General features: G+C 64.8%; 21 protein-coding genes and 1 riboswitch. Of the genes, 16 read left to right on the top strand and 5 right to left on the bottom strand.

The genetic code is table 11. The features are described 5' to 3' along the window. Positions 1-326 precede the first annotated feature (326 nt). From BM269_RS28510 to BM269_RS28495, 4 genes are read right to left on the bottom strand one after another with little or no spacing between them, the layout of a single operon-like run. Positions 327-1052: a phosphatase PAP2 family protein gene (locus tag BM269_RS28510; RefSeq protein WP_090445897.1), complete on the bottom strand. Its 726-nt coding sequence runs from the start codon at positions 1050-1052 to the stop codon at positions 327-329. Further along, the gene (locus tag BM269_RS28505) at positions 1042-2667 is read right to left on the bottom strand and encodes a phosphoethanolamine transferase (RefSeq protein WP_090445894.1); all 1626 of its coding nucleotides are present in this window, start codon (positions 2665-2667) and stop codon (positions 1042-1044) included. The genes BM269_RS28510 and BM269_RS28505 overlap by 11 nt, the downstream gene beginning before the upstream one ends. Before the next feature lie 46 nt (positions 2668-2713). Next, positions 2714-3958, bottom strand: coding sequence for a sensor histidine kinase (locus BM269_RS28500; protein ID WP_090445891.1), 1245 nt, complete (start codon positions 3956-3958; stop codon positions 2714-2716). Further along, positions 3945-4634: a response regulator transcription factor gene (locus tag BM269_RS28495; RefSeq protein ID WP_090445889.1), complete on the bottom strand. Its 690-nt coding sequence runs from the start codon at positions 4632-4634 to the stop codon at positions 3945-3947. Before BM269_RS28495 ends, BM269_RS28500 begins: the two co-directional genes overlap by 14 nt. Before the next feature lie 20 nt (positions 4635-4654). On the opposite strand from BM269_RS28495, the gene cobT reads away from it, so the two are divergent. The 16 genes from cobT (at position 4655) to BM269_RS28415 (ending at position 24639) form a co-directional block, all read left to right on the top strand. Then, the gene (cobT, locus tag BM269_RS28490; protein ID WP_090445886.1) at positions 4655-5689 is read left to right on the top strand and encodes a nicotinate-nucleotide--dimethylbenzimidazole phosphoribosyltransferase; all 1035 of its coding nucleotides are present in this window, start codon (positions 4655-4657) and stop codon (positions 5687-5689) included. A 6-nt stretch (positions 5690-5695) separates the two neighbouring features. Then, entirely contained in the window at positions 5696-6463 is a 768-nt protein-coding gene (locus BM269_RS28485; RefSeq protein ID WP_090445883.1) for an adenosylcobinamide-GDP ribazoletransferase, read from the top strand. Between the two features lie 38 nt (positions 6464-6501). Next, positions 6502-6993: a histidine phosphatase family protein gene (locus tag BM269_RS28480; RefSeq protein WP_229204833.1), complete on the top strand. Its 492-nt coding sequence runs from the start codon at positions 6502-6504 to the stop codon at positions 6991-6993. Further along, positions 6988-7209, top strand: a riboswitch (cobalamin riboswitch). It overlaps the preceding gene by 6 nt. A gap of 68 nt (positions 7210-7277) precedes the next feature. After that, positions 7278-9116, top strand: a complete 1839-nt coding sequence (locus BM269_RS28475; RefSeq protein WP_090445877.1) for a TonB-dependent receptor domain-containing protein — start codon at positions 7278-7280, stop codon at positions 9114-9116. A gap of 19 nt (positions 9117-9135) precedes the next feature. Then, positions 9136-10158, top strand: a complete 1023-nt coding sequence (locus tag BM269_RS28470) for a FecCD family ABC transporter permease (RefSeq protein ID WP_090445874.1) — start codon at positions 9136-9138, stop codon at positions 10156-10158. Between the two features lies 1 nt (position 10159). Then, a complete protein-coding gene (locus BM269_RS28465; RefSeq protein WP_090445871.1) occupies positions 10160-10930 on the top strand; it encodes an ABC transporter ATP-binding protein in 771 nt (256 codons plus the stop codon). Next, positions 10927-11529 (top strand): cob(I)yrinic acid a,c-diamide adenosyltransferase, encoded by a 603-nt coding sequence (gene cobO, locus BM269_RS28460; RefSeq protein ID WP_090445868.1) that lies wholly within the window; start codon positions 10927-10929, stop codon positions 11527-11529. Before BM269_RS28465 ends, cobO begins: the two co-directional genes overlap by 4 nt. Beyond that, positions 11523-12827, top strand: coding sequence for a cobyrinic acid a,c-diamide synthase CobB (locus tag BM269_RS28455; protein WP_090445863.1), 1305 nt, complete (start codon positions 11523-11525; stop codon positions 12825-12827). Before cobO ends, BM269_RS28455 begins: the two co-directional genes overlap by 7 nt. Then, positions 12824-13375 carry a bifunctional adenosylcobinamide kinase/adenosylcobinamide-phosphate guanylyltransferase gene (cobU, locus tag BM269_RS28450; protein ID WP_090445859.1) on the top strand — a complete coding sequence of 184 codons (552 nt, stop codon included), beginning with the start codon at positions 12824-12826 and terminating at the stop codon, positions 13373-13375. Before BM269_RS28455 ends, cobU begins: the two co-directional genes overlap by 4 nt. 2 nt (positions 13376-13377) lie before the next feature. Continuing rightward, positions 13378-14352 (top strand): CobD/CbiB family cobalamin biosynthesis protein, encoded by a 975-nt coding sequence (locus BM269_RS28445; protein WP_373994412.1) that lies wholly within the window; start codon positions 13378-13380, stop codon positions 14350-14352. Then, entirely contained in the window at positions 14345-15325 is a 981-nt protein-coding gene (cobD, locus tag BM269_RS28440) for a threonine-phosphate decarboxylase CobD (RefSeq protein WP_090445854.1), read from the top strand. The genes BM269_RS28445 and cobD overlap by 8 nt, the downstream gene beginning before the upstream one ends. Further along, positions 15322-16200: a cobalamin-binding protein gene (locus tag BM269_RS28435; RefSeq protein WP_090445851.1), complete on the top strand. Its 879-nt coding sequence runs from the start codon at positions 15322-15324 to the stop codon at positions 16198-16200. Before cobD ends, BM269_RS28435 begins: the two co-directional genes overlap by 4 nt. Continuing rightward, positions 16197-17639: a cobyric acid synthase gene (locus tag BM269_RS28430; RefSeq protein ID WP_090445848.1), complete on the top strand. Its 1443-nt coding sequence runs from the start codon at positions 16197-16199 to the stop codon at positions 17637-17639. Before BM269_RS28435 ends, BM269_RS28430 begins: the two co-directional genes overlap by 4 nt. Before the next feature lie 85 nt (positions 17640-17724). Then, complete coding sequence (locus BM269_RS28425) at positions 17725-20817, top strand: hypothetical protein (RefSeq protein WP_090445845.1); 3093 nt, start codon at positions 17725-17727, stop codon at positions 20815-20817. Continuing rightward, on the top strand, positions 20814-22454 hold the full coding sequence (locus BM269_RS28420; protein WP_090445842.1) for an SWIM zinc finger family protein: 1641 nt from the start codon (positions 20814-20816) through the stop codon (positions 22452-22454). The genes BM269_RS28425 and BM269_RS28420 overlap by 4 nt, the downstream gene beginning before the upstream one ends. A 307-nt stretch (positions 22455-22761) precedes the next feature. Further along, positions 22762-24639, top strand: coding sequence for a reverse transcriptase family protein (locus BM269_RS28415; protein ID WP_090445839.1), 1878 nt, complete (start codon positions 22762-22764; stop codon positions 24637-24639). 22 nt (positions 24640-24661) lie between these two features. On the opposite strand, the gene BM269_RS28410 is transcribed toward BM269_RS28415, so the two are convergent. Beyond that, positions 24662-25966, bottom strand: a complete 1305-nt coding sequence (locus tag BM269_RS28410; protein WP_090445836.1) for a metallophosphoesterase — start codon at positions 25964-25966, stop codon at positions 24662-24664. Positions 25967-26146 lie beyond the last annotated feature (180 nt).

The following is a 26146-nucleotide window of genomic DNA, read 5'->3' as shown; positions in this document are numbered from 1 at the left end:
CCAGCGTTCAATCTGAGCCAGGATCAAACTCTTCAGTTCAATCTCTGTTTTTCGCTATTGCTAGCGAGGTCACTCACTCAAAATACTGACGAATCCCTTTCGAGATTACGTTTAATATATTTTGTGCGAGCGTTACAACGTATATTTTGAGCATCGAGCCCTAAGGCTCATGGCAATATCGTCAAACGCCCACACTTATCGACTGTTGATTTTTAAAGATCGCTGCCTTGTTTGTTCGACGAAGCGTTGTGTTCGTCAGCAGCAGAGAAGCGAGATTATGCGGTACAGCGTGCAACTCGTCAACCCCTTCTTTTTCTCGTTTCGCTTTACTGATTTGTCAGTGCTGCGTTGCGAGGGACAGAACTATAACCAAACATCCGGCGCTTTGCAAGTGAATAGTTCGCCATCACGACCAGACAGGCAACCCAGGCCGACCACAAGGTGTGCGTCAGGAAGTGGGCACCGCGCAGTTGCTGCATAAACCCGACGCCCAGTGCGAATGCCATCATTAAAGCGCCAACGCCAAGTGCCTTGCGCGGTTGCTCCGGCCACCAGAAGGCCGAGATTGCGATCAGCCATAGTGCGCTGGAAGCATGACCGCCCGGCAGGCAATGGCCGGGTTCGACTCCGGCCGGCATCAATTCGAGCAAACGTATATAAGGGGCGTGACCGCCGTAACGCTCCAGGTCCCATGGGCAGTGCGAGGTGCTGGCGCGCTTCAGGAGGCTGACTACCACCGGCACGCTGATAGCCGACATGCCGAGTACCCGCATACCAAGGCGCCGCGCCGGCCCCCAATTGGCGCGTGGCCGCCAGGCATCCCACAATGCCAGCACTACGGCGGCACCAGCCAGGCATGACAGCAGGGCTTTGAGGATCACATGATTGAATTGCTCGGCGAGCCAGGCGTGCTGCCAAGGGAACACTCCGCGCGCGCGGTCGTACACCATATCGGCCAGGCGCAAATCAACATCCGTGGACTGGCCAAGCCACAGGATCAGGGCGGCCGACGCTGTCAGCGCCAGCACACCCCGCGAAATCTTAAGCATCATCGTTACAGGCGTGGAACAGGTCCAACTTAGGGTTATAGACTGCGGTATTCACATTCAGCATGCCGAGTGTGGAGTGGAACACGTTATCGTGGGAGAACTGCTGGCTGCTGCGTGCCGCAAGGCAGCTGCGGTCGACATGGAAGCGCTGGCTGAAACTGTCGGACATCCATAGCATCATCGGCACCTTGCGTTGCTCTTCCGGCGAGAAGATATAGGGCGCACCGTGCAAGTACATATTCTTCTCGCCCAGCGACTCGCCGTGATCGGAGAAGTACAGCATGGAGGCCGGCACCCCGGCCTCTTTCAGCAGCCTGATCGTCTTATCAAGAAAATAATCGGTATACAGGATGGTGTTGTCATACGCCGCCGTGATGGATTCGCGCGAGCACTGCTCCAGTTCATTGGTCTGGCATACGGGGCCGAACTTCCTGAATTCAGCCGGATAGCGCTTCCAGTACGCAGGGCCATGGCTGCCCTTCTGGTGCAGTACGATCACCAGGTCCTTGCTGGCGTTGCGGATCAGCTCCGGCAATCCCTCGAGCAGGTGTTCGTCGTAGCACTCTTCGGCGCTGCACAACGGGTTGCCGGCAACCGGCTGGGACATGTCTTCATAGCGCACGCGGTCGCACACGCCCTTGCAGCCTGAGTTATTGTCGCGCCAGATCACTTCCAGGCCGGCGTGCTGCAGTACATCCAGCAGCCCCTCCTTGCTACGCGCCTTAACCTCCGAATAGTTGTCACGCGTGAGGCCGGAGAACACGCAAGGGACCGAAACCGCGGTCGCAGTGCCGCAGGAGCTCACATTATTGAAATTGACCAGCGACTGCACTTGCGCAAGGCGGGGGTTGGTCGCGCGCCCATAACCGTTAAGCGAAAAATTCATGGCGCGCGCAGTTTCCCCGACCACGATGACAGTCACCGTATGCTGGCCGCTGCCGGCTGCCGCCCACAAGCTGCCCTTGGTGGCATCGGTGCCGAGAGGCGCAATCACGGTCGGCGTCGCCCATTTATGTTTGAGGTAGCCGTTCGCGGCCTGGAACACATTGGTCGGCGTCAGCGTGAAGCGCAGTTCGCGGTGCTCGCGAATCGCCGGAGCCAGGGTTTTGAACAGCACAAGCAGCAATCCCGTGGCCAGCAACAGCGAGCCGGCTACCACCCCGATATTCGCCAGCAGCTCCCGGCGCAGGGAGCCATAGCGCACCGGCAGCCGCCACACCAGCCAGGAGGGAAGCGCGCCGAACAGCAGCACCGATTGCACCAGTTTCCAGCTGAACAGCTCACCCGCCTCGCGCACATCGGTTTCCACCACGTTCTGCACCATGGATGCGTCCACCACGATGCCGTACTGGGACATGAAGTAGGCCGTCATCGATGACAGCAGCAGCAGCGCTATCACAACGGGTTTGAACAGGCGGCGGAAGTTCACCAGCGCCAGCACCCCACTGAAAATCAGGACCAGCAGCAGGGCGGTACCCAGATAGACCAGCAGGTTGGCCATGCGGAGCCCACCGGTGGCAGAGACGAAGCCTTTCCAGAAGCTGATGTTGTAAATCAGGACCAGGAAGGACGCGCCGACCAGTGGAAGGCCGGCGGAGGGAATGCGAGGCAATTTCATCCTCGCACGATAGCGTCCGCCGGGTAAAGGCCATGTAAAGGCGGCGTTAAGTTTCCGTTAAATCGGCGCCGAAGCTGATATCGAAACGCGTGCCGCCGCCCTTGCGTTGCCGAACATGCAATTCAGCGCCGAGATAAGCGCAGATCCGCTGCACCAGCCCAAGGCCCAGCCCGGAACCCGATGAGGCGCCGTCATTGTCCGGCACCGATTCGCTGCGCAGGCGCGCCATGGCCGCTGGAGGCAAGCCGGGGCCGGTATCTTCCACAACGATCGAGCGCTGCTCCAGGCGCAGCACGACTTCGCCCTGTTCCGTGTAGGCACAGGCATTGCGCAACAGGTTGCCGATCGCTGCCTGCAGCAGCTCACGCGAGCCATGCACGGTGAAATCGGCACCGTCCAGATAGCGCAGCGTGACCGGCTTGCCGGCGACCAGCGGCTGGCAGCGCGCTGTTTCATATTCGGCCAATTCAGCCACCGACTGCGGCGGCGCCTCCATTCCTTGCGGCGAACGGGCCAGGCGAAGCAACACACTGGCTACGTCGCTGGCTTCGCGCGCGGCGCGGTAAATCCTCTCGGACGGGGCATGCAGCGTGGGTTCGCCCTCGGTGTGCGCCATCAGCACTTCCGCCGCGCCACTGATCACGGTCAAGGGCGTGCGCAGTTCATGGCTGACGTCGCCGGTGAAGAAGCGTTCGCGGTCGAGGAATTGCTTGAGTTCTCCGGTGCGGCTGGCAAACGCACGCGCCAGCATACCGAGTTCGTCGTCGCGCTCAAGGCAGGGCAATTGGTCCAGGCGCTCCTCGATCGCCCGCGACAGCAAGGTAATCGGCGTGACAATGCGGTTGGCAAGGAAGCGCGCCAACGCCAGGGAGCAGGCGACGAAAGCCAGGAAGCCCGCCGCGAACATCGAATACACGACTATCTCGATCTTTTCGTATTCGCTATCGTGGTCGACCACCACGAATTCGCCGTGCCCGTCATTCCCGGCAAGGACATGCAGGTCGGTACCGTCGACCGTAATTTCGCTCACCCCGTGTGGCATGCCTCGCAGCGAACGGGGGATATCGGCGCCATGGTGGAATGACAAGCCGGCCGGCATCTGCACCGGCATGCCGCCGGTATGGCGCGGTGCCGCCCACAAGGCCACTTCCTCCAGGCGCTCGTCGACCAGTTTTTCCTCGATGCCCTCCACTGCCAGCGCGGCAATGAGGGCAAATACCGCGGATACGACAATCGCGAAGGTCATGTAGGCGCCGACGATGCGGCGGCGCAGGGAATCAGGTTTCGTCATCTGAGGTCACCAGCTTGTAGCCGATGCCCGGGATGGTGCGCAGCATGGCGAATGGATAAGGCTTGTCCAAGGCCTGGCGCAGCGCGTGGATGTGGGTGCGCAGCGCGTCGCTGTCCGGACGGTCGTCGCCCCACACGTCATGCTCCAGCGCATCGCGCGGAACGATGCGCGGCGCTTCCTTCATCAGGCTTTTGAGGATGGTGTAGCCGGTGCGGGTCAGTGCCAGGGGGCAGCCGGCACGGCGTGCTTCGTAATTGACGGTGTCGAAAGTCAGGTCGCCGAACTGCAGCACCGGCGTTGCCGCCTGCGCGCCGCGCGCGCGCCGCACCAGGGCGCGCAAGCGGATTTCCAGCTCCACCAGGGAAAAAGGCTTGACCAGGTAGTCGTCGGCGCCGCTTTCGAAGCCGGCCACCTTGTCCTCCAGCGTGTCACGTGCGGTCAGCATCAGCACAGGAATAGCCATTCCCAGCTCCCCGCGCAGCTTGCGGCACAATTCCATGCCGTTCAGGCCGGGCAGCATCACGTCGAGTACCACGGCGTCGTATGCATGCTCGGTGGCCAGCGCCAGCCCACCGTAACCATTGGCTGCCGTATCCAGTACGTATCCTTTGGGCTCAAGGAAGCCGTACAGGTTGGCGACAATATCCTTATTGTCTTCAATGATAAGTATGCGCATACGGGCATTATAATTCCGCGATGACTATCCCACACATCACCCCACTCAAAGACGAAGCCCTCGCGGCCCAGCTGGATCGCGCCATCAACAACAAGACCAAACCGCTGGGCAGCCTGGGGGCGCTGGAGGGACTGGCGCACAAGGTGGGCATGATCCAGCAGACCGCCAGCCCCCAGCTGCGCGAGCCTGCCATCCTGGTATTCGCGGGCGACCATGGCGTGGTGGCGGAAGGCATCTCCGCCTTCCCGCAGGACGTGACCTGGCAGATGGTGGAGAACTTCCTGGCCGGCGGCGCCGCCATCAATGTCTTTGCGCGCCAGACCGGCTGCTCGCTGAAAGTGGTGGACGCGGGCGTCAAGCATGACTTCGGACCGCGCGAGGGCCTGGTCAACCGCAAGATCGCAGCGGGCACCGCCAATTTTGCGCAGCAGCCGGCCATGTCGGTGCAGCAGTGCATGGAAGCGATCGAATGCGGCATGGACCTGGTGGCCGAGCTGCCTGGCAATGTGCTGGGCTTTGGCGAGATGGGGATCGGTAACACCACGGCTGCGGCAGCCCTGATGCACCGCCTGACCGGCATTCCGGTGGCCGATTGCGTCGGCGCCGGCACCGGCCTGGCGCCGGAAGGCGTGCTGCACAAGCAGCGCGTGATCGAGGCGGCCATGGCACTGCACGCCGATGCGCAAGGTGGGCTGCAGGCATTGGCCACCTTCGGCGGACTGGAAATCGCCATGATGACCGGTGCGATGCTGAAGGCTGCCGAACGCCGCATGGTGCTGCTGATCGACGGCTTTATCGTCACCAGCGCCCTGTTGGTGGCGTCCCGCATACAACCGGCGGTGCTGGATTACTGCGTGTTCTCGCACTGCTCCGACGAAAATGGCCACAAGCGCATGCTGGACTTCCTCGGCGGCCGCCCGCTGCTGGACCTGGGCCTGCGCCTGGGCGAAGGCACCGGCGCCGCGCTGGCCGTGCCGCTGCTGCAAGCCGCCGTCAACTTCCTGAACCAGATGGCGACTTTCGAGTCGGCCCAGGTCAGCGAGAAGTCCGAGTAAGCGCCCATGCAGCAGTTGCGCCTTTTCTTCATCGCACTGCAATTCTTCACGCGATTGCCCATTCCACGCTGGGTCGGTTTCGAGCCGGCCTGGCTGCACCATGCCTCGCGCTACTTCCCTGCCGTGGGATTGGTGGTGGCGGCGATTGCGGGCGGCGTGTATGCGGCGGCGGCACTGGTGCTGCCGCCGGCGGTAGCCGTCCTGCTCTCCACGGCGGCCGGCATATATGCCACCGGAGCTTTCCACGAAGACGGTTTTGCCGATAGCTGCGACGGCCTGGGCGGCGGCCATACGCGTGAGCGCGTGCTGGAAATCATGAAGGATTCGCGCATCGGCGCCTATGGTGCCATCGGCATCGGCCTGATGCTGGCAATCAAGGTTACGGCCCTGGCCAGCATGCCGAGACTGGCGGTAGTGGGCGCGCTGCTGGCCGCGCATCCCCTGTCACGCCTCATGGCTTGCTCCCTGATCTGGCGCATGGAGTACGCCCGCGCCGAGGGCAAGGCCAAGCCGCTGGCGCAGGAGATGCGTAGCGGCGAATTTGCCATCGCGGCGCTGACGGCATGCGTACCAGCCGCAGGCGCTGTTGCCCTGGGCTGGCTATCGCCGGCCGCCATGGGGGCGGGCCTGGCCGGGATGTTGCTGGCGACTATCTGGCTGGCCCGCAAATTCCAGCACCGCCTGGGCGGCTATACCGGCGACTGCCTCGGCGCCGTCCAGCAATTGACGGAGGCCGTGTTCTATCTCGGCGTGCTGGCCTGCCTGTGGAACTGATCCTCATCCGCCATCCCCAGCCCGATGTCGCACCCGGCATGTGCTACGGCAGCAGCGACATCCCGGCCGCGGCGCACGCCCTCGCCGCCGGCCACGCAGCCCTGGCGCCGCGACTGGCCGACTTCCTCGCGCGGGGCTACCGCCTGTACTCCAGCCCCCTGCGGCGCTGCACCGCCCTGGCCTCCCTGCTGGGGGACTTCACGCCCGACGCGCGGCTGGTGGAAATGGATTTCGGCGGCTGGGAACTGCGCAGCTGGCCCGACATCGCATGCGCCGAGGTCGACGCCTGGGTCGCCGACCTGCTCGACTACCGCCCGGGCGGCGGCGAAACCGTGCGCGAAGTGGCCGGCCGGGTGCAATCCTTCCTCGACGACCTGCGGCACGACGCCATCGTCGTCTGCCACGCCGGCACCATGCGCCTGATGGCCGCCATCGCCGCCGGCGAGCCCCTGCAACAGGCGGCTGCCAAGCCAAACCACATCAAGTATTGCGAGATCCTTCGCTTGTCCTGGCCCGCCAAGTCCGTATAATGGCGGGGTTTTGGTGCCCGCAATCGAATTCTCGAATGCAGTTAAACGGGAAACACGGCGCTGTCCCTGACAGCCAACGTGTGCTGCCCCCGCAACGGTAAGCAAGTGCCGCCTTCAATGTGCGGCAGCGACCTCCCGGCCACTGTGCGAAAGCATGGGAAGGCCAGGCCGCCAGACTTGCCAGCCCGGATACCGGCCAGACCAGGTGGGAACGCGCCCAGCGCCCGTTCCTGTTCATGCCGGCTTACGGGGACGTGGGCCGGCGGCCCGTTACGAAAGTTGTCATGTCTTTTCCCGTCACCCGGCAAGCGGCCCTCGCGTCGCTGGCATTGGCCGTTGCCGCACCTGCCGTCCAGGCTCAAGCCCAGGCTCACCTGTTGAACTCCGTGCTGGTCACCGCCACCCGTACGCCCCAGGCGGCGCGCGACATTATCAGCGACTCGCTGAGCATCGGCGCGGAAGAAATTGCGCGCAGCGGCGCCGGCTCCATCACCGAATTGCTGCAGCGCCAGCGCGGCATTGAGGTCTCCCGCAACGGCGGCCCAGGCACCAACGCCAGCGTCTTCCTGCGCGGTTCCAACGGCAACCAGGTGATCGTGCTGATCGACGGTGTGCGCATCGGCTCCGCCAGCAGCGGCGCAGCGGCTTGGAATGCGATTCCACTGGGCGCCGTGGACCATATCGAGGTCGTGTACGGCCCCCTGAGCACCCTGTACGGGGCCGACGCCATCGGCGGCGTGGTGCAGATCTTCACCAGGAAAGGCCAGGGCAGCCTGGCGCTGGACGCCAATGTGCTGGCAGGGACTTACGGCACGCGTTCCGGCACCGCAGGCATTTCCGGCAGCGCAGGCGCCTTCAACTATGCGCTCAGCGCAGGCAAAGAACGCTCCGACGGTTTCTCCTCCGCCCTCCCAGCCAGCACCAGCTACAACATGGACGACGACGGCTACGAGCGCAAGCACGCCAACGGCCAGCTGGCATGGCAAGTCGCGCGCGGTCATGAGCTGGGCGTGCTGTTCCTGCATAGCGACCAGGAGGCCGATTTCGACAGCGGCAGCAAATTGCGCGCGTGGAGCACGCAGAAGCTCGACACCGCCGCAATCTACTCGCGCAATCGCCTGACGGACGCCTGGCAGATGACGACCCAGGTCGCGCAATCGCGCGACAAGTCCGGCAGCTTCGCCGCCACTGCCAGCCAGATCGATACCAGGCAATCCCAGTTCAGCTGGCAGAACGACATCGCGCTGGGCACGGACAGCCTGCAACTGCTGGCCGAACACCGCAAGGAAGAAATCGCATCCAACACCGCCGCCCTGGTGCGCGAACGCAGCACCACTTCCCGGGCCGCCAGCTACAACATGAAGCGCGGCGAGCACCTGCTGGCCGCTGCCGCCCGCAATGACGACAGCTCGCAGTACGGCTCCAAGAGCACCGGCTCGCTGGGCTACGGCTACCGCATCACGCCGGGCCTGCGCGTCAACGCCAGCTACGGCACCAGCTTCCGCGCCCCCACCTTCAACGAGCTGTACTACCCCGGCTACGGCTTGCCGACCAATCGTCCGGAACAAGGCCGCAACCGCGAGATCGGCATGCATTTCGAGCAGGGCGGCACGGCGCTGGGCGCAGTGGCTTACCGCAACAAGCTGACCGACCTGCTGGTGAACATCGCTCCTTGCCCACGGCCCGGTTTCCGTAATGGCTGCGCCTACAACGTCAACCAGGCCACGCTGGAAGGGATTTCGCTGTCGGCACGCCAGCAACTGGGCAACAGCTTCACGCTGTCCGCCAACGCCGACCTGCAAAACCCGCAAGACGACATCAGCGGCAGGTTGCTGGTGCGCCGCGCCAAGCGCCACGGCAACGTGTCGCTCGAATATACTGCTGGCAGCCTGAGCACCGGCGCCGAATGGCAGCTCTCCGGCTACCGCTTCGACGATACGGCCAACCGCAACCGCCTGGGCGGCTACGGTTTGCTGAACCTGTACGCGGCCTGGGAGTTCGACCGCTCCTGGACTGCCACCCTGCGCTGGAACAACGTGGCCGACAAACACTATGAACTGGCGCGCAATTACGCCACCGCAGGTTCCACCGTGTACGCCGGCCTGCGCTACCGCTACAAATAAATGAGATAAGCTGCCCGCTATGCACCCTCTTTCCGCCAACCTGCGCATGCGCGCCGTCACCGTCATCATCCTGCTGGTACTGTTGTCGCTGGCCAGCCTGGTGGCTGCCGGCATGATCGGCTCGGTCAGCATTCCGCTGGCCGAGTTGCCGGGGGCGCTGCGGGAATTCATCAGCGGGCAGCCGACCTCCCTGCCGGGTCACCTGCTTGGCCTGCGCGCCGAACGCGCGGCGACGGCTTTCGTCACCGGCGCTTCGCTGTCGCTGGCCGGTGTCATGATGCAGGCCTTGCTGCGCAATCCGCTGGCCGATCCCTATGTACTGGGCATCTCGTCCGGCGCGTCGGTCGGCGCGCTGGCCGCTCTGTTGTTCATGTGTGCGGCCTGGATGGTGGACGCGGCTTCCTTCGCCGGCGCCGTCGCGGTGTCGATGATGCTGTACTTCCTGGCGCGGCGCGACCTGCGCGGCGGCACCGCGGCGGAAGGCGGCACCGCGCTGTTGCTGTTGACCGGCGTGATCCTCTCTTCGGGCTGCATTGCCCTGGTAACCCTGATGCTGTCGATCGCTCCGGAGAGCCGCCTGCGCACCATGGTGTTCTGGCTGATCGGCGACCTGTCCGGCTCGCCGATCCGCTGGCTGCCGTGGATCGTGCTGGCCGGCGGCATGGCATTCGCCCTGCGCGCAGCGCGTTCGCTCAATGTAATGGCCCTGCATGCGGAAGCCGCGGCCACGCTGGGCATCCGCGTCGGCACGCTGCGCAAGGGACTGTTCTTCTGCTCCGGACTGCTGACCGCCAGCGCCGTGACCACCGCCGGCAGCATCGGCTTTGTCGGCCTGATCGTGCCGCACGCCTGCCGCTTCGCCTTCGGCCCCGACCACCGCTTGCTGGTGCCAAGCGCCACGCTGGTGGGCGGCGCTTACCTTGTACTGGCGGACACCGTGGCCCGCACCATCATCGCGCCGCAGCAACTGCCGGCGGGCGTGGTGACGGCGCTGATTGGCACGCCGGTCTTCCTGTACCAACTGCACCGCCTGAGGAAATAAGATGATCGGCACCCATCAACTGCGCCTTGCCATGGGCAAGCGCACCCTGGTCGACCAGTTGGACTGGCAGGTCGGCGATGGCGAATGCTGGAGCGTTATCGGCCGTAACGGTGCAGGCAAGAGCACTTTGCTGCGCACCCTGGCCGGCTTGCGCCAGCCGGAAGCCGGCTATGTCAGCATAGACCGCCGCGCACTGGGCCAATGGCCGCTGCAGGAACTGGCGCTCAAGCGCGCCTTCCTGGCGCAGGCGCGCAGCGACGCATTCTCGTACTCCGTGATCGAAACCGTGTTGTCGGCACGCCACCCCTACCACGACAACCGGTATTGGGAAAACAGCGACGACCACCATGCCGCCATTGCGGCATTGGGCGCGATGGAAGTCGACCACTTGGCGGCGCGCGACGTGCGCACGCTGTCCGGCGGCGAGCGCCAGCGGGTGGCAATCGCCGCCATGCTGGCGCAGGACACGCCCTTGCTGCTGCTGGACGAGCCGGCCAATGCGCTGGACCTGGCGCATCAGGTGAGCGTGATGTCGCTGCTGTCCAAATTATGCCGTGAGCAGCGCAAGACCGTGGTGATGGTCGGGCACGACCTGACGCTGGCGCACAGCGTGTCGTCCCACGCCCTGCTGCTGATGGGCGACGGACGTTGGCTGGCCGGGCCGGTTGAAGAAGTCATGCAGCCAGCGGTCCTGAGCGAATACCTCGACCATCCAATCGAAATCGTCCGCCACGGCGAACGCACCATCTTCATTCCAGGGAGCCCCCAATGAGCGACATCAACGACCGCCACCGCGACCGCATGGCGCGCAAGAAGGCCATCATCGACGCCAAGATCGCGGCGGCGGACAAGAATATCGGCGTCCTGATCGTCAACACCGGCAACGGCAAGGGCAAAAGCTCGAGCGGATTCGGCATGGCGATGCGCGCCATGGGGCATGGCATGAAGGTAGGCGTGGTGCAGTTCATCAAAGGCGCCATGTCGACCGGCGAAGAACAATTCCTGCGCCGCTTCCCGGACGAATGCAGCTTCCACGCCATGGGCGAGGGCTATACCTGGGAAACCCAGAACCGCGAGCGCGATACCGAAAAGGCGCAGCAGGCCTGGGAGCAGGCGCGCGCCTTCCTGCGCGATCCGTCCTATGGCATGGTGGTGCTGGACGAACTGAATATCGCGCTGAAGTACCGCTACCTGGACGTGCACGAGGTGATTGCCGACCTGCTGGACCGCCCCGACATGCAGCACGCCGTGGTGACCGGCCGCGCCGCGCCGCAGGAGTTGATCGAGGTCGCGGATACCGTCACTGAAATGACCGTGGTCAAGCACGCCTTCAAGGCCGGTATCGCGGCGCAGCCGGGCACGGAATGGTAGCCCGCGCCATCCTGATTGCCGCTGCCGCTTCCGGCCAGGGCAAAACCACGGTCACCGCGGCACTGGCGCGCAAGCTGGTGCGCGCGGGGCGCCGTGTGCGCGTCTTCAAATGCGGACCGGATTTCATCGACCCCATGGTGCTGGCGCGCGCCTGCGGCTCGCCGGTCGAATCGCTCGACCTGTGGATGGTCGGCGCTGAACGCTGCCGGGCCTTGCTGGCCGAAGCGGCATCCCAGGCAGATGCGATCCTGGTCGAGGGCGTGATGGGCTTGTATGACGGCACGCCTTCCGCTGCCGACCTGTCGCGCGAATTCGGCTTGCCCGTGCTGGTCGTGATCGATGCCGGCGCCATGGCGCAGACGGCCGGCGCACTGGTGCACGGCTTGCGGGACTACGGACCGGTCGCCATGGCAGGCGTGGTGGCGAACCGCATTGCCAGTGCGGGACATGCGGCCATGGTGGCGGCTTCGCTGCGCGACATCCCTTTGCTGGGGACCCTGCCCAAACAGGCGGCTTCGGTGCCCGAGCGTCATCTGGGCCTTGTATTGCCGGACGAAGTGGCGGGCCTCGATGAACTGCTCGACACGCTGGCCGACCAGTTGACGCTTGATCTTGCGGCGTGGGACGCCTTGCCAGCCGCACACATCGCCGCCGGCAGCGATTGCAGCGGCGCCGAAGCTTCGGCCGGGCGGGCGCTTGAAGGCGCCCGCATCGCCATTGCGCGCGATGCAGCCTTCATGTTCCTTTATCCTGCCAACCTGTCCACGCTGGAAGCGCTGGGCGCTCGGCTCGAGTACTTCTCCCCGCTGGCCGACGAGCCGGTGCCGCGCGAAGCCACCGCAGTTTACCTGCCAGGCGGCTATCCCGAATTGCACGCCGCCGGACTCTCCGCAGGTCAACACTGGCAAGCTTCGCTGCGCGCGGCACACGACGACGGCCTACCCATCGTGGCGGAATGCGGCGGCATGATGGCGCTCGCCGAATCGCTGCAGGACAAGCAAGGCAAGGACTGGCCGATGGCCGGCCTGTTACCGGGCAAAGTGGCCATGCAAGCCCGCCTGGCAGGCCTCGGCGCGCAGGCAATGCCCACGGCGCATGGCGCGCTACGCGGCCACACCTTCCACTACTCGCGGCTGGAGACCGCCGTTCCAGCCGACACGACGACGCAAAAACATCCAAGCGGCGTGGCAGGCGAAGCCGTCTACCGATTGGGGTCGCTGCAAGCGTCCTACTTCCACGGCTATTTTCCCTCCAACCCCGCCGCGGTCGCGGCCATGTTCTCACGGGGCGCAGCATGACGCGCACCCTGGTTTTTGGCGGCGCCCGGTCCGGCAAGAGCGCCCATGCCGAGCAGCTTGCCGCTGCCTCGGGCAAAGAAGTGGTCTATATCGCCACCGCAGCTGCGGGGGACGCGGAAATGACGGCCCGTATCGCCCACCACCGCGCGCAGCGCCCGCAGCACTGGCGGACCATCGAAGAGCCGTTCGCGCTTGCCGCCGCCCTGGCTGAATGGCGGGCACCGCAACGCCTGGTGCTGGTCGATTGCCTGACACTCTGGCTTTCCAACCTGATGTTCAGCGACGGCACGCAATACCCGGATATCGGCATGATCGAGCTGCCGGCCCGCTTCCACGAACAACGTGCGGCCTTGCTGGACGAATTGGCAGTCGACCGCGGCGACGTGGTGATGGTGTCGAACGAAGTCGGCATGGGCATCGTGCCTTGGGGTGCCGTCTCGCGCAGCTATGCCGATGAAGCCGGCCGCCTGAACCAGTCGGTTGCCGCCGTATGCGACCGGGTCGCCTTTATCGCGGCAGGCTTGCCGCTGATGCTGAAGGACACCTGATGCTGCTGGCAGGCCTGGACTGGACCATATTCGCAGCCGCCCTGCTGGCCGGGGTGCTGCTCGACGCCATCCTGGGCGAAGTTTCGCGCTACCATCCCCTGGTCGGCTTCGGCCGCATGGCCAACGCGATCGAACGGCGCCTGAATCGCGCCGCCGCGCAGCTGCCCGCTCCATTCGTCCGCTTTGCACGCGGTGCGCTGGCCTGGGCGCTCGCCGTGCTGCCGCTCACCATGCTGGCCGCCTGGGCCTGTGCGCAGCCGCTGCCTCTCGCAGCACAGGCAGCCCTGCACGCATCCATCCTGTACTTCTGTCTCGGCCTGCGCAGCCTGCGCGACCACATGCTCCCCATCTGGCGCGCGCTGCAGGCAAGCGACCTGCCAGCCGCGCGTGCCCTGACCGCGCGCATCGTCAGCCGCGATACCGGGCATGCCACCGAGTCCGACCTCGCCAAGGCGGCAACTGAGTCGATGCTGGAAAACGGCAACGACGCCGTCTTCGGCACGCTGTTCTGGTTCGCCGTCGCCGGCGGCCCCGGCGCCCTGATGTTCCGCCTGGCGAATACGCTGGACGCCATGTGGGGCTATCGCAGCGAGCGCTTCAACCTGTTCGGCCGTAGTGCCGCCCGCATCGACGACGCCCTGAACTACCTGCCGGCGCGCCTGACCGCATTCAGCTACGCTCTGCTCGCGCCCGGTGCGGGAAGCACACGCCGCGCGCTGGCATGCTGGCGCCGGCAAGCCCCAGCCTGGAGCAGCCCCAATGCGGGCCCGGTGATGTCCACCGGCGCCGGCGCACTGGGCCTGCAACTGGGCGGCGCAGCAAGCTACGGAGGCGAAGTCGAACAACGCCCGCCGCTGGGCCAGGGCGTCGAGGCATCGGCCGCCGATATCCCGCGCGCCTGGCACCTGGTGCGCAACACAACCGGGCTATGGATGGCCGTCATGCTGGCCATCGCCTATGGAGCACAGCATGCTTGAACACGGCGGCAAGCTGCGCGAGGCAGCGCAACGCTATGGACGCAACGACTGGCTCGACTTGTCGACCGGCCTGAATCCCCAGGGCTATCCAGCGCCAGCTTTGGCCGTCGCTGCCTGGCACCGCCTGCCCGAACACGATCCGCTCCTGCTGGAAGCTGCGCAGCGCTACTACAATGCGCCGCGCATGCTGGCCGTGGCCGGAACGCAGGCGGCAATCCAGGCCCTGCCCCGCCTGCGTCCGCCGTCGCGCGTAGTCGTCGCCAGCCCAAGCTATGCCGAACACCTGCACCACTGGTCGCAGCACGGCCACCACACCAGTGCAGTTCCGTACAGCGCGCTTGGCGCTGCCGCCGCCGCTGCCGACGTACTGGTGGTCTGTAACCCGAACAACCCCACCGGTGCCGCCGTGCCCCGCGCATCATTGCTCCAGTGGGGACAAGCGCTGGCTGCACGCGGCGGCTGGCTGGTAGTCGACGAAGCCTTCGCCGACACCGACGGCCATCACAGCATCGCCGACGCCACACAGGATCCCGGCATCATCGTGTTACGCTCCGTCGGCAAGTTCTTCGGCCTGGCCGGCCTGCGCCTCGGCTTCGTCGCCGCACGCGAAGATATCCTGGCGCCGCTGGCCGACGTGCTCGGCCCCTGGGCCGTCAGCGGCCCGGCGCAACAAGTTGCGCGCGCCGCACTGGAGGACAGCGCCTGGCAGCGCAACACGCAGGAAGAACTGCACGCGGCCGGCAAGCGACTGCGCACACTGCTGGCAGGCCAGGGCATCGCCAGCAACGGCACGGCCCTGTTCCAATGGTGGCCGGAACCGCGTGCAGAAGAATTCCACGACCACATGGCACGCCGTGGCATCTGGGTGCGCCTTTTCAGTGAGGCGGCGCGCGGCATCCGCCTCGGCCTGCCACCCGACGAAGCAAGCTGGAAACGCCTCGAACAGGCATTGAACGAATGGACCGAACGATGAAAAGATACCTGCTGATTCCCGCCCTGTGCGCGACCCAACTCCAGGCGCACGCAGCCATCACCGTCAATGACGACGACGGCAAGCCTGTCACCCTGCAAAAGCCGGCACAACGTGTCGTCGCGCTGGCACCGCACGTCACGGAACTGCTGTTCGCAGCCGGCGGCGCCGAAAAGATCGTGGGCGCGGTCAGCTACAGCGACTACCCCGAAGCCGCCAAACAGGTGCCACGCGTCGGCGACAACCGCCAGGTCGACATGGAGCTCCTCTTGGCAATGAAGCCGGACCTGCTGGTGGTCTGGCGCCACGGCACGTCGGAACGCCAGATCGACCAGCTGCGCCAGCTCGGCATTCCTATATTCCACAGCGAGCCGAAAAAGCTGGACCAGATCGCCGACAACCTGGAAAAGATGGGCAAGCTGCTCGGCACCGAGCCTGCCGCCAACGCCGCCGCCAGGGACTTGCGCCAAAAGCTGGCAGCCTTGCGCGCACAATATGCCGCGCGCCCGCCGGTGCGCATCTTCTACCAGGTGTGGGACAAGCCGCTTTACACCTTGAACGGTGAACACATCGTCAGCGACGCGCTGAAAGTTTGCGCCGGCCAGAATATCTTCGCCGACCAGAAAGTGACAGCGCCGGTCGTCAGCGTGGAAGCCGTGCTGGAAGCCGATCCCGAAGCGGTTTTCGCCACCGCCGAAAAGGACTACGGCGGCGTCAACCTGTGGCGCCCTTACAAGACGCTCAAGGCGACCAGGCAGGACAACCTGTTCACCATCGACGGCAACCTGCTCAATCGCGCCGGCCCGCGCATGATCGCCGGCACCGCCGTACTGTGCGAAAAGCTGGAAGAAGCGCGCAAGCACCGCCCGGCAAAATGAGCTTCCCTTACCGCACCCTGATGGTCCAGGGCACCACGTCCGACGCCGGCAAGAGCACCATCGTCGCGGCCCTGTGCCGCCTGCTCAAGCAGCGCGGCCTGCGCGTCGCCCCCTTCAAGCCGCAGAACATGGCGCTGAACAGCGCCGTCACCATCGACGGCGGGGAAATCGGCCGCGCCCAGGCGCTGCAGGCAATTGCCGCCGGCGTCCCGTCGCATACCGACATGAACCCCGTGCTGCTCAAGCCAAGCAGCGATATCGGCGCCCAGGTCATCATTCACGGCAAGGTGCGCGGCGACATGAATGCGCGCGACTACCATCAGTACAAGACCGTTGCCATGGCGGCTGTGCTGGAATCCCACCAGCGCCTGCTGGCGCAATACGAAACGGTGGTGGTGGAAGGTGCCGGCAGCCCGGCGGAAATCAACCTGCGCGACCGTGACATCGCCAACATGGGTTTTGCGGAGGCAGTCGACTGCCCAGTCATCCTGTGCGCCGACATCGACCGCGGCGGCGTGTTCGCCCATATCGTCGGCACCCTGTCCTGCCTGTCCGAACGCGAACGCAATCGCATTATCGGCTTCGTCATCAACCGCTTCCGCGGCGACATCAAGCTGCTTGAACCCGGCCTGGAATGGCTGGAACAACAGACCGGCAAACCGGTACTGGCCGTGCTGCCCTACCTGCATGGCCTCTACCTCGATGCAGAAGACGCGGTGCAAGCGGTGCAAGCCGAGCGCGGCGCCTTCCGCGTGGTGGTGCCAAGCCTGCCGCGCATGAGCAACCATACGGACTTCGATGCGCTGCGCGCCCATCCCGCCGTCGACCTGCGTTTTGTCCGCAAAGGCGAAGCGATCCCGCCCGCCGACCTGATCGTCCTCCCCGGCAGCAAGAACACGCGCGATGACCTGGCCGCGCTGAAAGAGGGCGGCTGGCCGCAGGCGATCACGCGCCACCTGCGCTACGGCGGCAAGGTGATCGGCATTTGCGGCGGCTTCCAGATGCTGGGCACACTGGTGGACGACCCGCACGGCGTGGAAGGCCACGCGGGCAGCGAAGCGGGGCTGGGCTTGCTGGACCTGCGGACAGAACTCACGCGCGACAAACGCCTGGCGCAAGTGGCCGGCCATTGCGCCTTCAACGATGCGCCGGTCAGCGGCTACGAGATCCACATGGGCGTCTCGAACGGCGCCGCCCTGGCGCAACCGGCCTTCTTCATCGATGGCCGCGCGGAAGGCGCCATTTCCGCCGACGGCCAGGTGCTCGGCAGCTACCTGCATGGCCTGTTCGACCATCCGCGAGGCGGCCGCGCCCTGTTGCACTGGGCCGGACTGGCGACGCAGCACACCGTCGATACCAACGCCTTGCGTGAAGCTAGCCTGGACCGGCTGGCCGCCGCCTGCGAACCACTGATGGAAGCGCTGCTCAAACCGCGGTAGTCATTGCTTTATTTGCAAACACTTTCAGGATTGGCTACCATCGTCCTGTTGAGTAACCGCATTTCAAACCAAGGCCGGTACTACAGTGAAGCTGATTCGGAAAAGCAGCCTGGTTCGCAGGCAAAAAGACGCCACCATCCATTGCGAAATCGAGCTATGCGAGGTGGCGGGTTCGCCAGGCCGCTACCTGGTCAACCTGCGCCAGGGCCGCACCGGCGAAGAATGGCGCGAGAGCACGCGCACGCCGCAACCGGTTGACTGGCAGGCCGCCGAAACCCTGTTCGAACTGGCGCTGGTCGAACGCGCAGCGCAAGGCTTCAGCGACCCCGCGTCCGCCCCTGAGGCGGTCGTGCCGCAACGCCCGGCACCCGCGCCTACACCCGCCCAGAACCCAACCGACGCTGCCGCCGTCACGCTGCTGCAGCAGCTGCAAGCCGCTAACTGGAAGGCGCTGGACCAGCACCACCGCAACCGCGTCATCTGGCGCGTCGGCGAGCGCCGCCTGCGTGCAGCCGTCCCCACCATGGTCGACCTGATTGCACGCGGCGACGCCATGCAGGACTATTGCCTGGCCTGGGCTATCGGCCGCTGCGGCGATGCCGGTGCCGCCATCGCCATGCAGGAACTGCACGCTCGGGGCCGCACCGATGCCGTGCGCCGCATCGCGCTGCAAGCCTGGCTGATGCTGGCCGATAGCGCAGCGCTGCAGGCGCATGCGGCCCGCCTGCTGGCCGACTGGCCCACCGTGCTGCGCAGCGCCTGGGACCAGCAGGACGAGGAAAAGCTGCTGTCGATTGCCGCCGGCGACGATGAATGGCAAGGCCTGTCCAAATCGGACTGGCTGGAACAATTGCACCAGGTAGCCCTCAGCCAGCCGATGGCGCGCCGCATCCTGCGCAGCCACCTGAAGCGGATGCGCCTGCGCGCCGGGACTTTCCGCGCTGTGCGCCACATCTACAAGGCGGCTGAAATGGCCGGCGATGCCGAGCTGTGGGGCCTGATCCAGCAGCGCTTCGACACCGACACCCATACCAGCAGCAGCCAGTGGATCTATGTGCGCCGCGCCTACACCAAGTATGCCGATGAGGCCTCGCGCCCGGACAGCAAGGTCGCTTACGGCCTGCGCACGCGCGACTACCTGCGCCGGCGCGGCTGGCGCACGCTGCGCCGCCTTGCGGAAGACCGCGATCCGGCCTACATCCAGATGGCCCTCGGCGTGCTGGCCGCGATGGACGATAGCGACGCCGGGCAGCCGAACGCACGCGGCGGCCGCTTCTACGATGGTTACAGCCATTGGATGGTCTTCAACCGCGTTCTGCGCGCACGCGGGCATTGGTTAAGCAACCGCCATGGCACCAGCTGGTACCAGCCGCACCCGGTCCAGCCCGACGCAAGGCGCCAGGAAGCCTTCCCCGAGCTGTGGGATGGCAAGCCGCAGGCCTTGCTCGCGCTGATGCAGCAAAGCCGCTGCGCCGGCGTGCACGCGTTCGCGGCGCGCGCGCTGGCCGATAACCAGGCTTTCTGCGCCGCCCTGGCGCTGGACGTGATTCGCGAGCTGCTGCGCAGCCCTTACCTGCCGACGGCGCACTTTGCCTTCCAGGTGGCGCGCCAGCGCTTCGAGCCGGGCATTCCGCCGACCGAGTGGCTGCTGTTGCTGATCCAGTGCACACTGCCGGAAGCCACCCAGTATGCGCTGGACTGCATCGTGCGCGACCCACTGAGCTACGCGGCCGACCCGCTGCTGGTCGCCACCGTCGCCTGCGCCCCGCTGGAGGCAGTACGCCGCCAGGGCCGCCTGCTATGCCAGGTCGCCGCCAGCTTGCCGGGCCAGGCGCCGGCCATTGTCATGCAACTGCTCGACTGGCTGGACAACTGCGCCGATATCGACGACGCGCGCAATGCCGTGCGGCCGATCGGCACCGACCTGCATTGGCTGATCGAGAACCCGCTGCGTGATGCCGCCGCCGGCGCGCCGTATGAGCGCCTGCTGCAGCTGCTTGGGCATCCGCTGGCCGCCGTGCGCCTGCTGGCCTGCCAGTGGCTGATGTTGCATCCAGCGCCGACCGGCATGCTACCCGGTTCCAAGCTGGCCATGTTGCTGAAGGACGAAGACGCCGAAGTGCGCGGCGCCGCAGTGCGCCTGTTCGGCATGCTGTCGGACCAGGTCCTGGCCGCACAATCGGACCTGATCGTCGCCTTCGCTACCAGCGCGGAAGCAAGCGTGCGGCACGGCGTCGACCCGGTCATCCAGCGCCTGAGCGCTGCCGATGCAGGCTTCCGCCACACATTGCTGGAAGGCCTGCTCGACGCCCTGTTCCGCAGCGAAACCGGGGAAGGCATGCACGCCGACCTGGTGGCCTGGGTAACCGGGCCCCTGAAGGATGAAGAACAACTGGCCGATACCGCCTTGCTGGCACGCCTGCTGGCAGCGCGCAGCAAGGGCGCCCAGCTGCTAGGCTCGCGATTGCTGCCGGAATTCCGCCCCGGGCAATTTGACGTGGCGGCATGGGCAGCCTTCGGCCGCAACCCGACGGCCAGCGTGCGGCAATGGGCATTTGACGCCTACCGTTCCGACCCGCAGCGTGTGCGGGGCCAGATGGAAGCGGCCCTGCGCATCTTCGACAGCCGCTTTGACGACAGCCGCGAATTCGCCTCGGCCTTCTTTACCGATGCCTGCACGCGTGACGACTGGACACCTTTGCTGCTGGTGAACCTGTGCGACCACCAGGATCCGGCGGCACAGCGCTTCGGCCGCGCCATGATCACCAGGCATTTCGACGTTGGCGACGTGACCGAGCTGCTGGATAAGCTGAGCCAGCACCCTTCCGCCAATATGCAGCTCTTCGTCAGCTCCTGGCTGGAAAGCGCCTGCGCCGGCGACCTGCACAAGCTGCAGCGCATGGAGCCGTACTTCCTCAACGTGCTGTCGCAGGTGAATCGCGGCCGCGTCGTCAAGGGCCGGGTGCAAGCCTTCCTGCGCGCCCAGGCCGAGCTGTCCGAAGACATCGCAGGCTTTGTCGCCAGGATGTTCGCGCGCCAGGTGCTGACCGTCGCCATCGCCGACAAGGCGCAATACATCGAAGGCCTGCGCGCCATCCAACAGCGTTATCCCGAACTACCCGCAGCCATCACCATCCACACGCCAGCGCCCATCGCCGGCCGGGGAAGCAAGTCATGAGATTCCAGTACCGCTATTACGGCGAGACTTACGTCAGCAACAGCGCCGCGTCGACCGACATGCGCTTCGTACCGGACACCCTGCGTGCCCCGACCCACTTCGTTGCCGGCATCAACAAGCACATCCCGTTCCGCGAGGCGATCTCCGCCCTGCATGATGTGGTGGTCGCCGACCAGCGCTACCAGCCAAAAGACAAGACGGCCTACAAGGAATGGCTCGCGCAAAACGAAGAAATGATGCTGGCGCAGTTCCAGGCCCGCAGCAGCGAGTTGAAAGAGCAGTTGCAGCCGCTGCAATCCGAAATGCGCGCGCTGCAGGCCCGCAAGTCGAAGCTGATGAAGCCTTTCTACGACGCGCAATCCAAGTATTACAACTACCTGTACCAGACCAATCGCGAGCTGTGGATCGCACTCGATCCGGTCATCACGGTACACCCGGACCGCGTGTTCTTCGAATGCTTCAGCCGCGACGAATCGAGCTATGCTTCGCTCAGTTGCAGCCACAATGTCTTCGACCATATCGGCGACTTCGCCTGCGGCACCACCAATATCGACTACTCGGAAAGCCTGTACGGCGAGTTCCAGAAGATCCGCGACTACAAGAGCACCAGGTTGTCGATCGACCCGAGCGGCTTCCAGGTCAAGACCGCGGACGATCCCGAATTCATCGAAGAGAAGATCGACGTGCCCGACACCTGGGTGCGCGGCTTCCTGCAAGTGAGCAGCGCCATGAATATGGTGGCGCGGCGGCTCGACCTGCACCCGATGGACGTGCATAACTTCTGCCTGCAGCTGCGACGCAAGAAAGAGCGCGTCGGCCCGCGTTCGATCCGTTTCGTCCTGACGCCGGGCGAGCCCGTGCGTGCGGTGTTCGAACCGTGGAATGACGAAGTAGTCTGCCGCCGCTCCATTTACCGGGGCAACGTGGCGGAAGAAGTTCGCGTCTGGGGCCGCCGCCGCCTGATGCTGCTCGAGCGCCTGATTCCTGTCGCACAAAGCTTCACGGTACACCTGATGGGCAGCGGCCTGCCAAGCTTCTGGATCGCCAACATGCCGGACATGCAGTTCACCCTTGGCCTTTCCGGCTGGACCGCCAACGACTGGTCGCATGCCGGCCAGTTCGACTTGCTGGCACCACGCGGCGAAATCGACAACGACAGCAAGGAAAAGGTCTTCACCGCACTTGGCAAGCGCTGGTTCGCCACCAGCGCCCAGTTGTCCCTCGACACCGGCCTCGATCGCATGATGGTGGAACGCGCGCTGACCTTGTACACGCAAGCCGGCCGCGTCATTTACGACCTGGTGAATGAAGTCTACCGCCTGCGCGAACTGGCACGCGACCCGCTGCCCCTGGATACGCTGCGCTTCGCCAGTCCCGAGGAAGAAGAAGCCCGGAAGCTGGTCGCCCTCCACGCCATGAGCAACCATGCCGTCGAGGCAGTTGCCGACGGCGGCATCCGACTCAGTGCGCAAGCGAAGCAAGGCGACCGGCAGTACCAGGTGATGCTGCGGCTGGACGCCGACGAGCGCATCGTCGACGGCGCCTGCCAGTGCAACTTCTTCACGTTCAACCGCATGCACAAAGGTCCCTGCGCGCACATGCTTGCGCTGCGCATGTCGCGGCAGCAGGCGGCATGAGGAGGGCGATCGATATGAAAAAAGCAAATGAACTGATATACTCGTTTCAGCAAACACGGCGGGATGGCTCTTGCAACCCGAACGGTGGATCGCCGTTCACGTATTCAGCTCTTCCCATGCGCCACTGGCACGCTCTTCACAGTGCCATACAGACACCGGTGCGGCAAGACGGTGTGACTGCCCTGCAGTCCATTCGCCGCACCGGTGCCGTATGGCATCGAGTGGAGCGCCCCAGTCTCAAAGGCTCTTCGATGACAATCCCGCCGTGCTTGCATCTTTCGCGCTCGCCTCGCCAGGAGGCCATGCAATGAGCGCCACCGAATCCAAGCCAGTCACTACCCGCGCTGAATTGATGGAGCGCCTGCGCAACAGCTCGCGCCAGGAAGTCGTGCTGGGCGAAATGCAGCGCCTTGGCTTCTGGCCAGCCAATTCCGGCCAACCTACCGAGCTTGAAGAAGTCGTCAAGCGCGAAGCTGAACTCAGTAGCGCCTTGCATCGCTTGGGGCAGGAACTGCGTACCATCCAGGACCCGGAGCAGGCACTCAAGGCCATGCGCAAGGAGCGCCTGGCCAAAGCGCGGCAACGCCGCGAAGAGACCCGCCAGAAGCGCGCGCGCGAACGTTTTGAACGCGCGACGGCATGGCACCAACGGCAGTCGGCCGAACTGCTCTACCTGGGCGAAGGCGTTTCCGCCGGCTTGAACCAGGCCGAGAGCAATACGGAAAAGCTGGCGCGCTGGTCTCTACCCGCATTGAACAACGCAAGCGAACTGGCAAGCGCCATGGGCGTCACACTGCCCGAGCTGCGCTTCCTCAGTTTCGAACGCCGCGTATCGCGCATCAGCCATTACCGCCGCTTCGCCATGCCGAAGAAGACCGGTGGCGAGCGCATCATCTCCGCTCCGATGCCGCGCGTGAAGCGCCTGCAATACTGGGTGCTGGACAACATATTGACCAAGGTGCCGCTGCACGACGCTGCGCACGGCTTCATCCCGGGCCGCTCGATTGTCAGCAACGCCCAGCCCCACGTGGGCAAGGCTGTGGTCATCAACCTGGACCTGAAGAACTTCTTCCCTTCGATCAGCCTGCCGCGCATCAAAGGCGTATTCAGGGAGCTTGGCTACAGCGCGCAACTGGCCACCACGCTCGGACTGATCTGCACCGAAACGCCTGTTGAAGAAGTCAGCGTGGATGGTGAAAAATTCTTCGTCGCGACCGGCGCACGTGCGCTGCCCCAAGGCGCACCGAGCAGCCCGGCCCTGACCAACATCCTGTGCCGGCGCCTCGACGCGCGCGTGCAGGCTTGTGCCGCAAAACTTGGCTTCGCCTACACCCGATACGCCGATGACCTGACCTTCTCAGGCGATGCCGCCGCACGCAAGCTGGCCGGCAAGCTGCTATGGCGCGTCAAGCAGATCATTGCCGACGAAGGCTTCACGCCGCATCCGGACAAGCAGCACGTCATGAGCGATGCGCACTGCCAGAGCGTCACCGGCATCGTGGTCAACAAGAAGCTTTCCCTGGACCGCGACACCTTGCGCCGTTTCCGCGCCACCCTGTTCCAGGTCGAGAAGGATGGACCTGCCGGCAAGCAGTGGAATGGCAATGAGAACGTGATCGACGCGCTCGAAGGCTATGCGCAGTTCATCAAGATGGTCGACGCAGCGAAAGGAACGCCTTTGCTGCAACAGGTTCGTGCAGCACGCGCGAAGTGGGCCGCTCCGGTGGCCGCAGCAAATGCGCCTGCGGCTCGCCGCAGCAGCGGTTTCCGCGCCTTGTCTGCGCAAGGCAAGGAGCCCTGGGCCGGATTCTGGCAAGCCGCGGCACCTCCGGCGCCCGTGATGGAAAAGATGCAGCAGCAACTGACGCAGGAAAAAATCGCGGCAAACCAAAAGCCTGCGAAACCTACCAGCGGCCCATCGAGGCCGACTGCCAGGCCGGCTACCGAAGCACCGGCAGCGACGCCAGCGCAAGGAGGCCGTGGTCCGTTCACAGGGCGGCCATGGGTGGCCATCATCGTCCAGCTCTACTTCGCCATCACCCTGTGCCTGAACTTCCACACACGACTGCCCTTTATCGTCGCGGCCGTGCTGGCAGTGTCAGCCTGGCGGAACTACAGCGCAAAGTGGCCGCGCTATTTCTGCGCCATGCTGCTGGCGGTCATTGCAGGCATGGTCCTGCGCTGAGGCCATCTGCGGCGAAGCAGGCCTAGTAGGGGTGCGGCAGCCTGGCCAGCTCGTAGGTGCGCCACACTGTGCGTCCCAGCGCACGCCAGTCCTGCGCATCGGCAAACTGGAAATCGCGCATGCGGCCGCGCGGTCCCTCTTCCGGCGGCAAGCCGCGGTCGACAACGGCAACGACCCGCGGCTTACCCTGCTCAAACACCAGCGCTTCATCCGCGGCTTCGTTGGTGTTCACGTCGACGGCAATCACGCGGCCATCGTGCAGCATGGTTACCTTGTCGACCAGCGTATGCCCGACTACAACAGTCGTCGCACCGAATCGCGCCAGCACATGCTGGACATCTTCCGCTGACACCAATCCGCTCTCCTGGTCCAGGTAGCCGCGGTACTGCGTCACACCGCTGCGGCCCAGAACAGCATCCAGCGCTGGCTTGGCCGCTGGCGTCCCGCTCCAATAATTCCGCATTGCTTCATTCAGCTGCGGCACGGTCAGTCCGCTGTCGGCGGTCGCCTTGCTGATACCGCCGTGAGTAAACAATACGCTGCCAAACTGCAGGATCACGGGCTGCGCGCGCAACCAGGCGCCGATCACGGTGTCGCCGGCAAATGCAGGCACCGGACCGCCCATTTGGCCCAGGGCATACAGGTGTTCCAGATGCGCGCGCGAGGTATTCCCGCGCAGGATGTACTGCTCGTGATTTCCCAGCACCATATGCACACCGCCGCCGGCGCGCTGTGCTTCTTGCGCCAGCGAATAAAGCCGCCACAGCACCGCGAACGCATCGCGGCCGCGGTCCACCGCATCTCCCACAATGACCAGGTGGCCTTGGCCGTATGCCCAAGCGCCACCGCCATCGGTCACACCCAGCTTTGCAAGGGCGCCATCGAGGAAAGCCAGGTTGCCTTCGATATCGCTTAATACCGCAACCCGGTCCGGCATAGGCATGACGCCTGCAACCGCAGGCATCGTCGTACCGATGGGGTAAGCACTACGTTTGCCGGCGCAATCGATGGTCAGTTGCGAGCCGGTGAGCTGCTGCTGCTGCACGCGATCTTCGCAGAACCAGCTCGCGGACCAGATGCCGTCTGAGGCCTTGCGCACAATCGGGCCGTCCAGGAACCCCGGCAAAGATGCGCCATCGCCTGTACCGGCATGCATCGCAACCTTGGCGTAGGCCTGCCCAATCGGGACATACAGGCGTTGATGTACGCCATTGGAGTTCAGCTCAAATCGGGAGTTATAGATTGCGACTGAGGTGAGGATAATCAGCAGCAGGACGAAGAGGCCAGCGACGATCGCCAGCCAGCGCAGGGGTTTCTTGATATTCATTTGGCAATATTAATCAAATACTGCCGAAAGCGCAAAGCAAAAAATCCCCTTCAGCCTGCACGCGCTCTAGATCGCGCGCGGTGCCGAAGGGGATTTTTCTAATAAGAGCCTGACGATAACCTACTTTCACACTGGTTGCAGCACTATCATCGGCGCAAAGTCGTTTCACGGTCCTGTTCG

Origin of the sequence: Duganella sp. CF458 (genome assembly GCF_900113115.1) — a bacterium.
GTDB lineage: Bacteria > Pseudomonadota > Gammaproteobacteria > Burkholderiales > Burkholderiaceae_D > Rugamonas.
Note: the sequence above shows the minus strand (reverse complement) of the source record. Positions and strands in the feature narration are given on the sequence as shown.

Bases quoted from the DNA above. Each gene is read 5' to 3' on its own strand.
- BM269_RS28510 (WP_090445897.1), bottom strand. From the start codon at position 1,052: ATGATGCTTAAGATTTCGCGGGGTGTGCTGGCGCTGACAGCGTCGGCC.
- BM269_RS28505 (WP_090445894.1), bottom strand. From the start codon at position 2,667: ATGAAATTGCCTCGCATTCCCTCCGCCGGCCTTCCACTGGTCGGCGCG.
- BM269_RS28500 (WP_090445891.1), bottom strand. From the start codon at position 3,958: ATGACGAAACCTGATTCCCTGCGCCGCCGCATCGTCGGCGCCTACATG.
- BM269_RS28495 (WP_090445889.1), bottom strand. From the start codon at position 4,634: ATGCGCATACTTATCATTGAAGACAATAAGGATATTGTCGCCAACCTG.
- cobT (WP_090445886.1), top strand. From the start codon at position 4,655: ATGACTATCCCACACATCACCCCACTCAAAGACGAAGCCCTCGCGGCC.
- BM269_RS28485 (WP_090445883.1), top strand. From the start codon at position 5,696: ATGCAGCAGTTGCGCCTTTTCTTCATCGCACTGCAATTCTTCACGCGA.
- BM269_RS28480 (WP_229204833.1), top strand. From the start codon at position 6,502: ATGTGCTACGGCAGCAGCGACATCCCGGCCGCGGCGCACGCCCTCGCC.
- BM269_RS28475 (WP_090445877.1), top strand. From the start codon at position 7,278: ATGTCTTTTCCCGTCACCCGGCAAGCGGCCCTCGCGTCGCTGGCATTG.
- BM269_RS28470 (WP_090445874.1), top strand. From the start codon at position 9,136: ATGCACCCTCTTTCCGCCAACCTGCGCATGCGCGCCGTCACCGTCATC.
- BM269_RS28465 (WP_090445871.1), top strand. From the start codon at position 10,160: ATGATCGGCACCCATCAACTGCGCCTTGCCATGGGCAAGCGCACCCTG.
- cobO (WP_090445868.1), top strand. From the start codon at position 10,927: ATGAGCGACATCAACGACCGCCACCGCGACCGCATGGCGCGCAAGAAG.
- BM269_RS28455 (WP_090445863.1), top strand. From the start codon at position 11,523: ATGGTAGCCCGCGCCATCCTGATTGCCGCTGCCGCTTCCGGCCAGGGC.
- cobU (WP_090445859.1), top strand. From the start codon at position 12,824: ATGACGCGCACCCTGGTTTTTGGCGGCGCCCGGTCCGGCAAGAGCGCC.
- cobD (WP_090445854.1), top strand. From the start codon at position 14,345: ATGCTTGAACACGGCGGCAAGCTGCGCGAGGCAGCGCAACGCTATGGA.
- BM269_RS28435 (WP_090445851.1), top strand. From the start codon at position 15,322: ATGAAAAGATACCTGCTGATTCCCGCCCTGTGCGCGACCCAACTCCAG.
- BM269_RS28430 (WP_090445848.1), top strand. From the start codon at position 16,197: ATGAGCTTCCCTTACCGCACCCTGATGGTCCAGGGCACCACGTCCGAC.
- BM269_RS28420 (WP_090445842.1), top strand. From the start codon at position 20,814: ATGAGATTCCAGTACCGCTATTACGGCGAGACTTACGTCAGCAACAGC.
- BM269_RS28415 (WP_090445839.1), top strand. From the start codon at position 22,762: ATGAGCGCCACCGAATCCAAGCCAGTCACTACCCGCGCTGAATTGATG.
- BM269_RS28410 (WP_090445836.1), bottom strand. From the start codon at position 25,966: ATGAATATCAAGAAACCCCTGCGCTGGCTGGCGATCGTCGCTGGCCTC.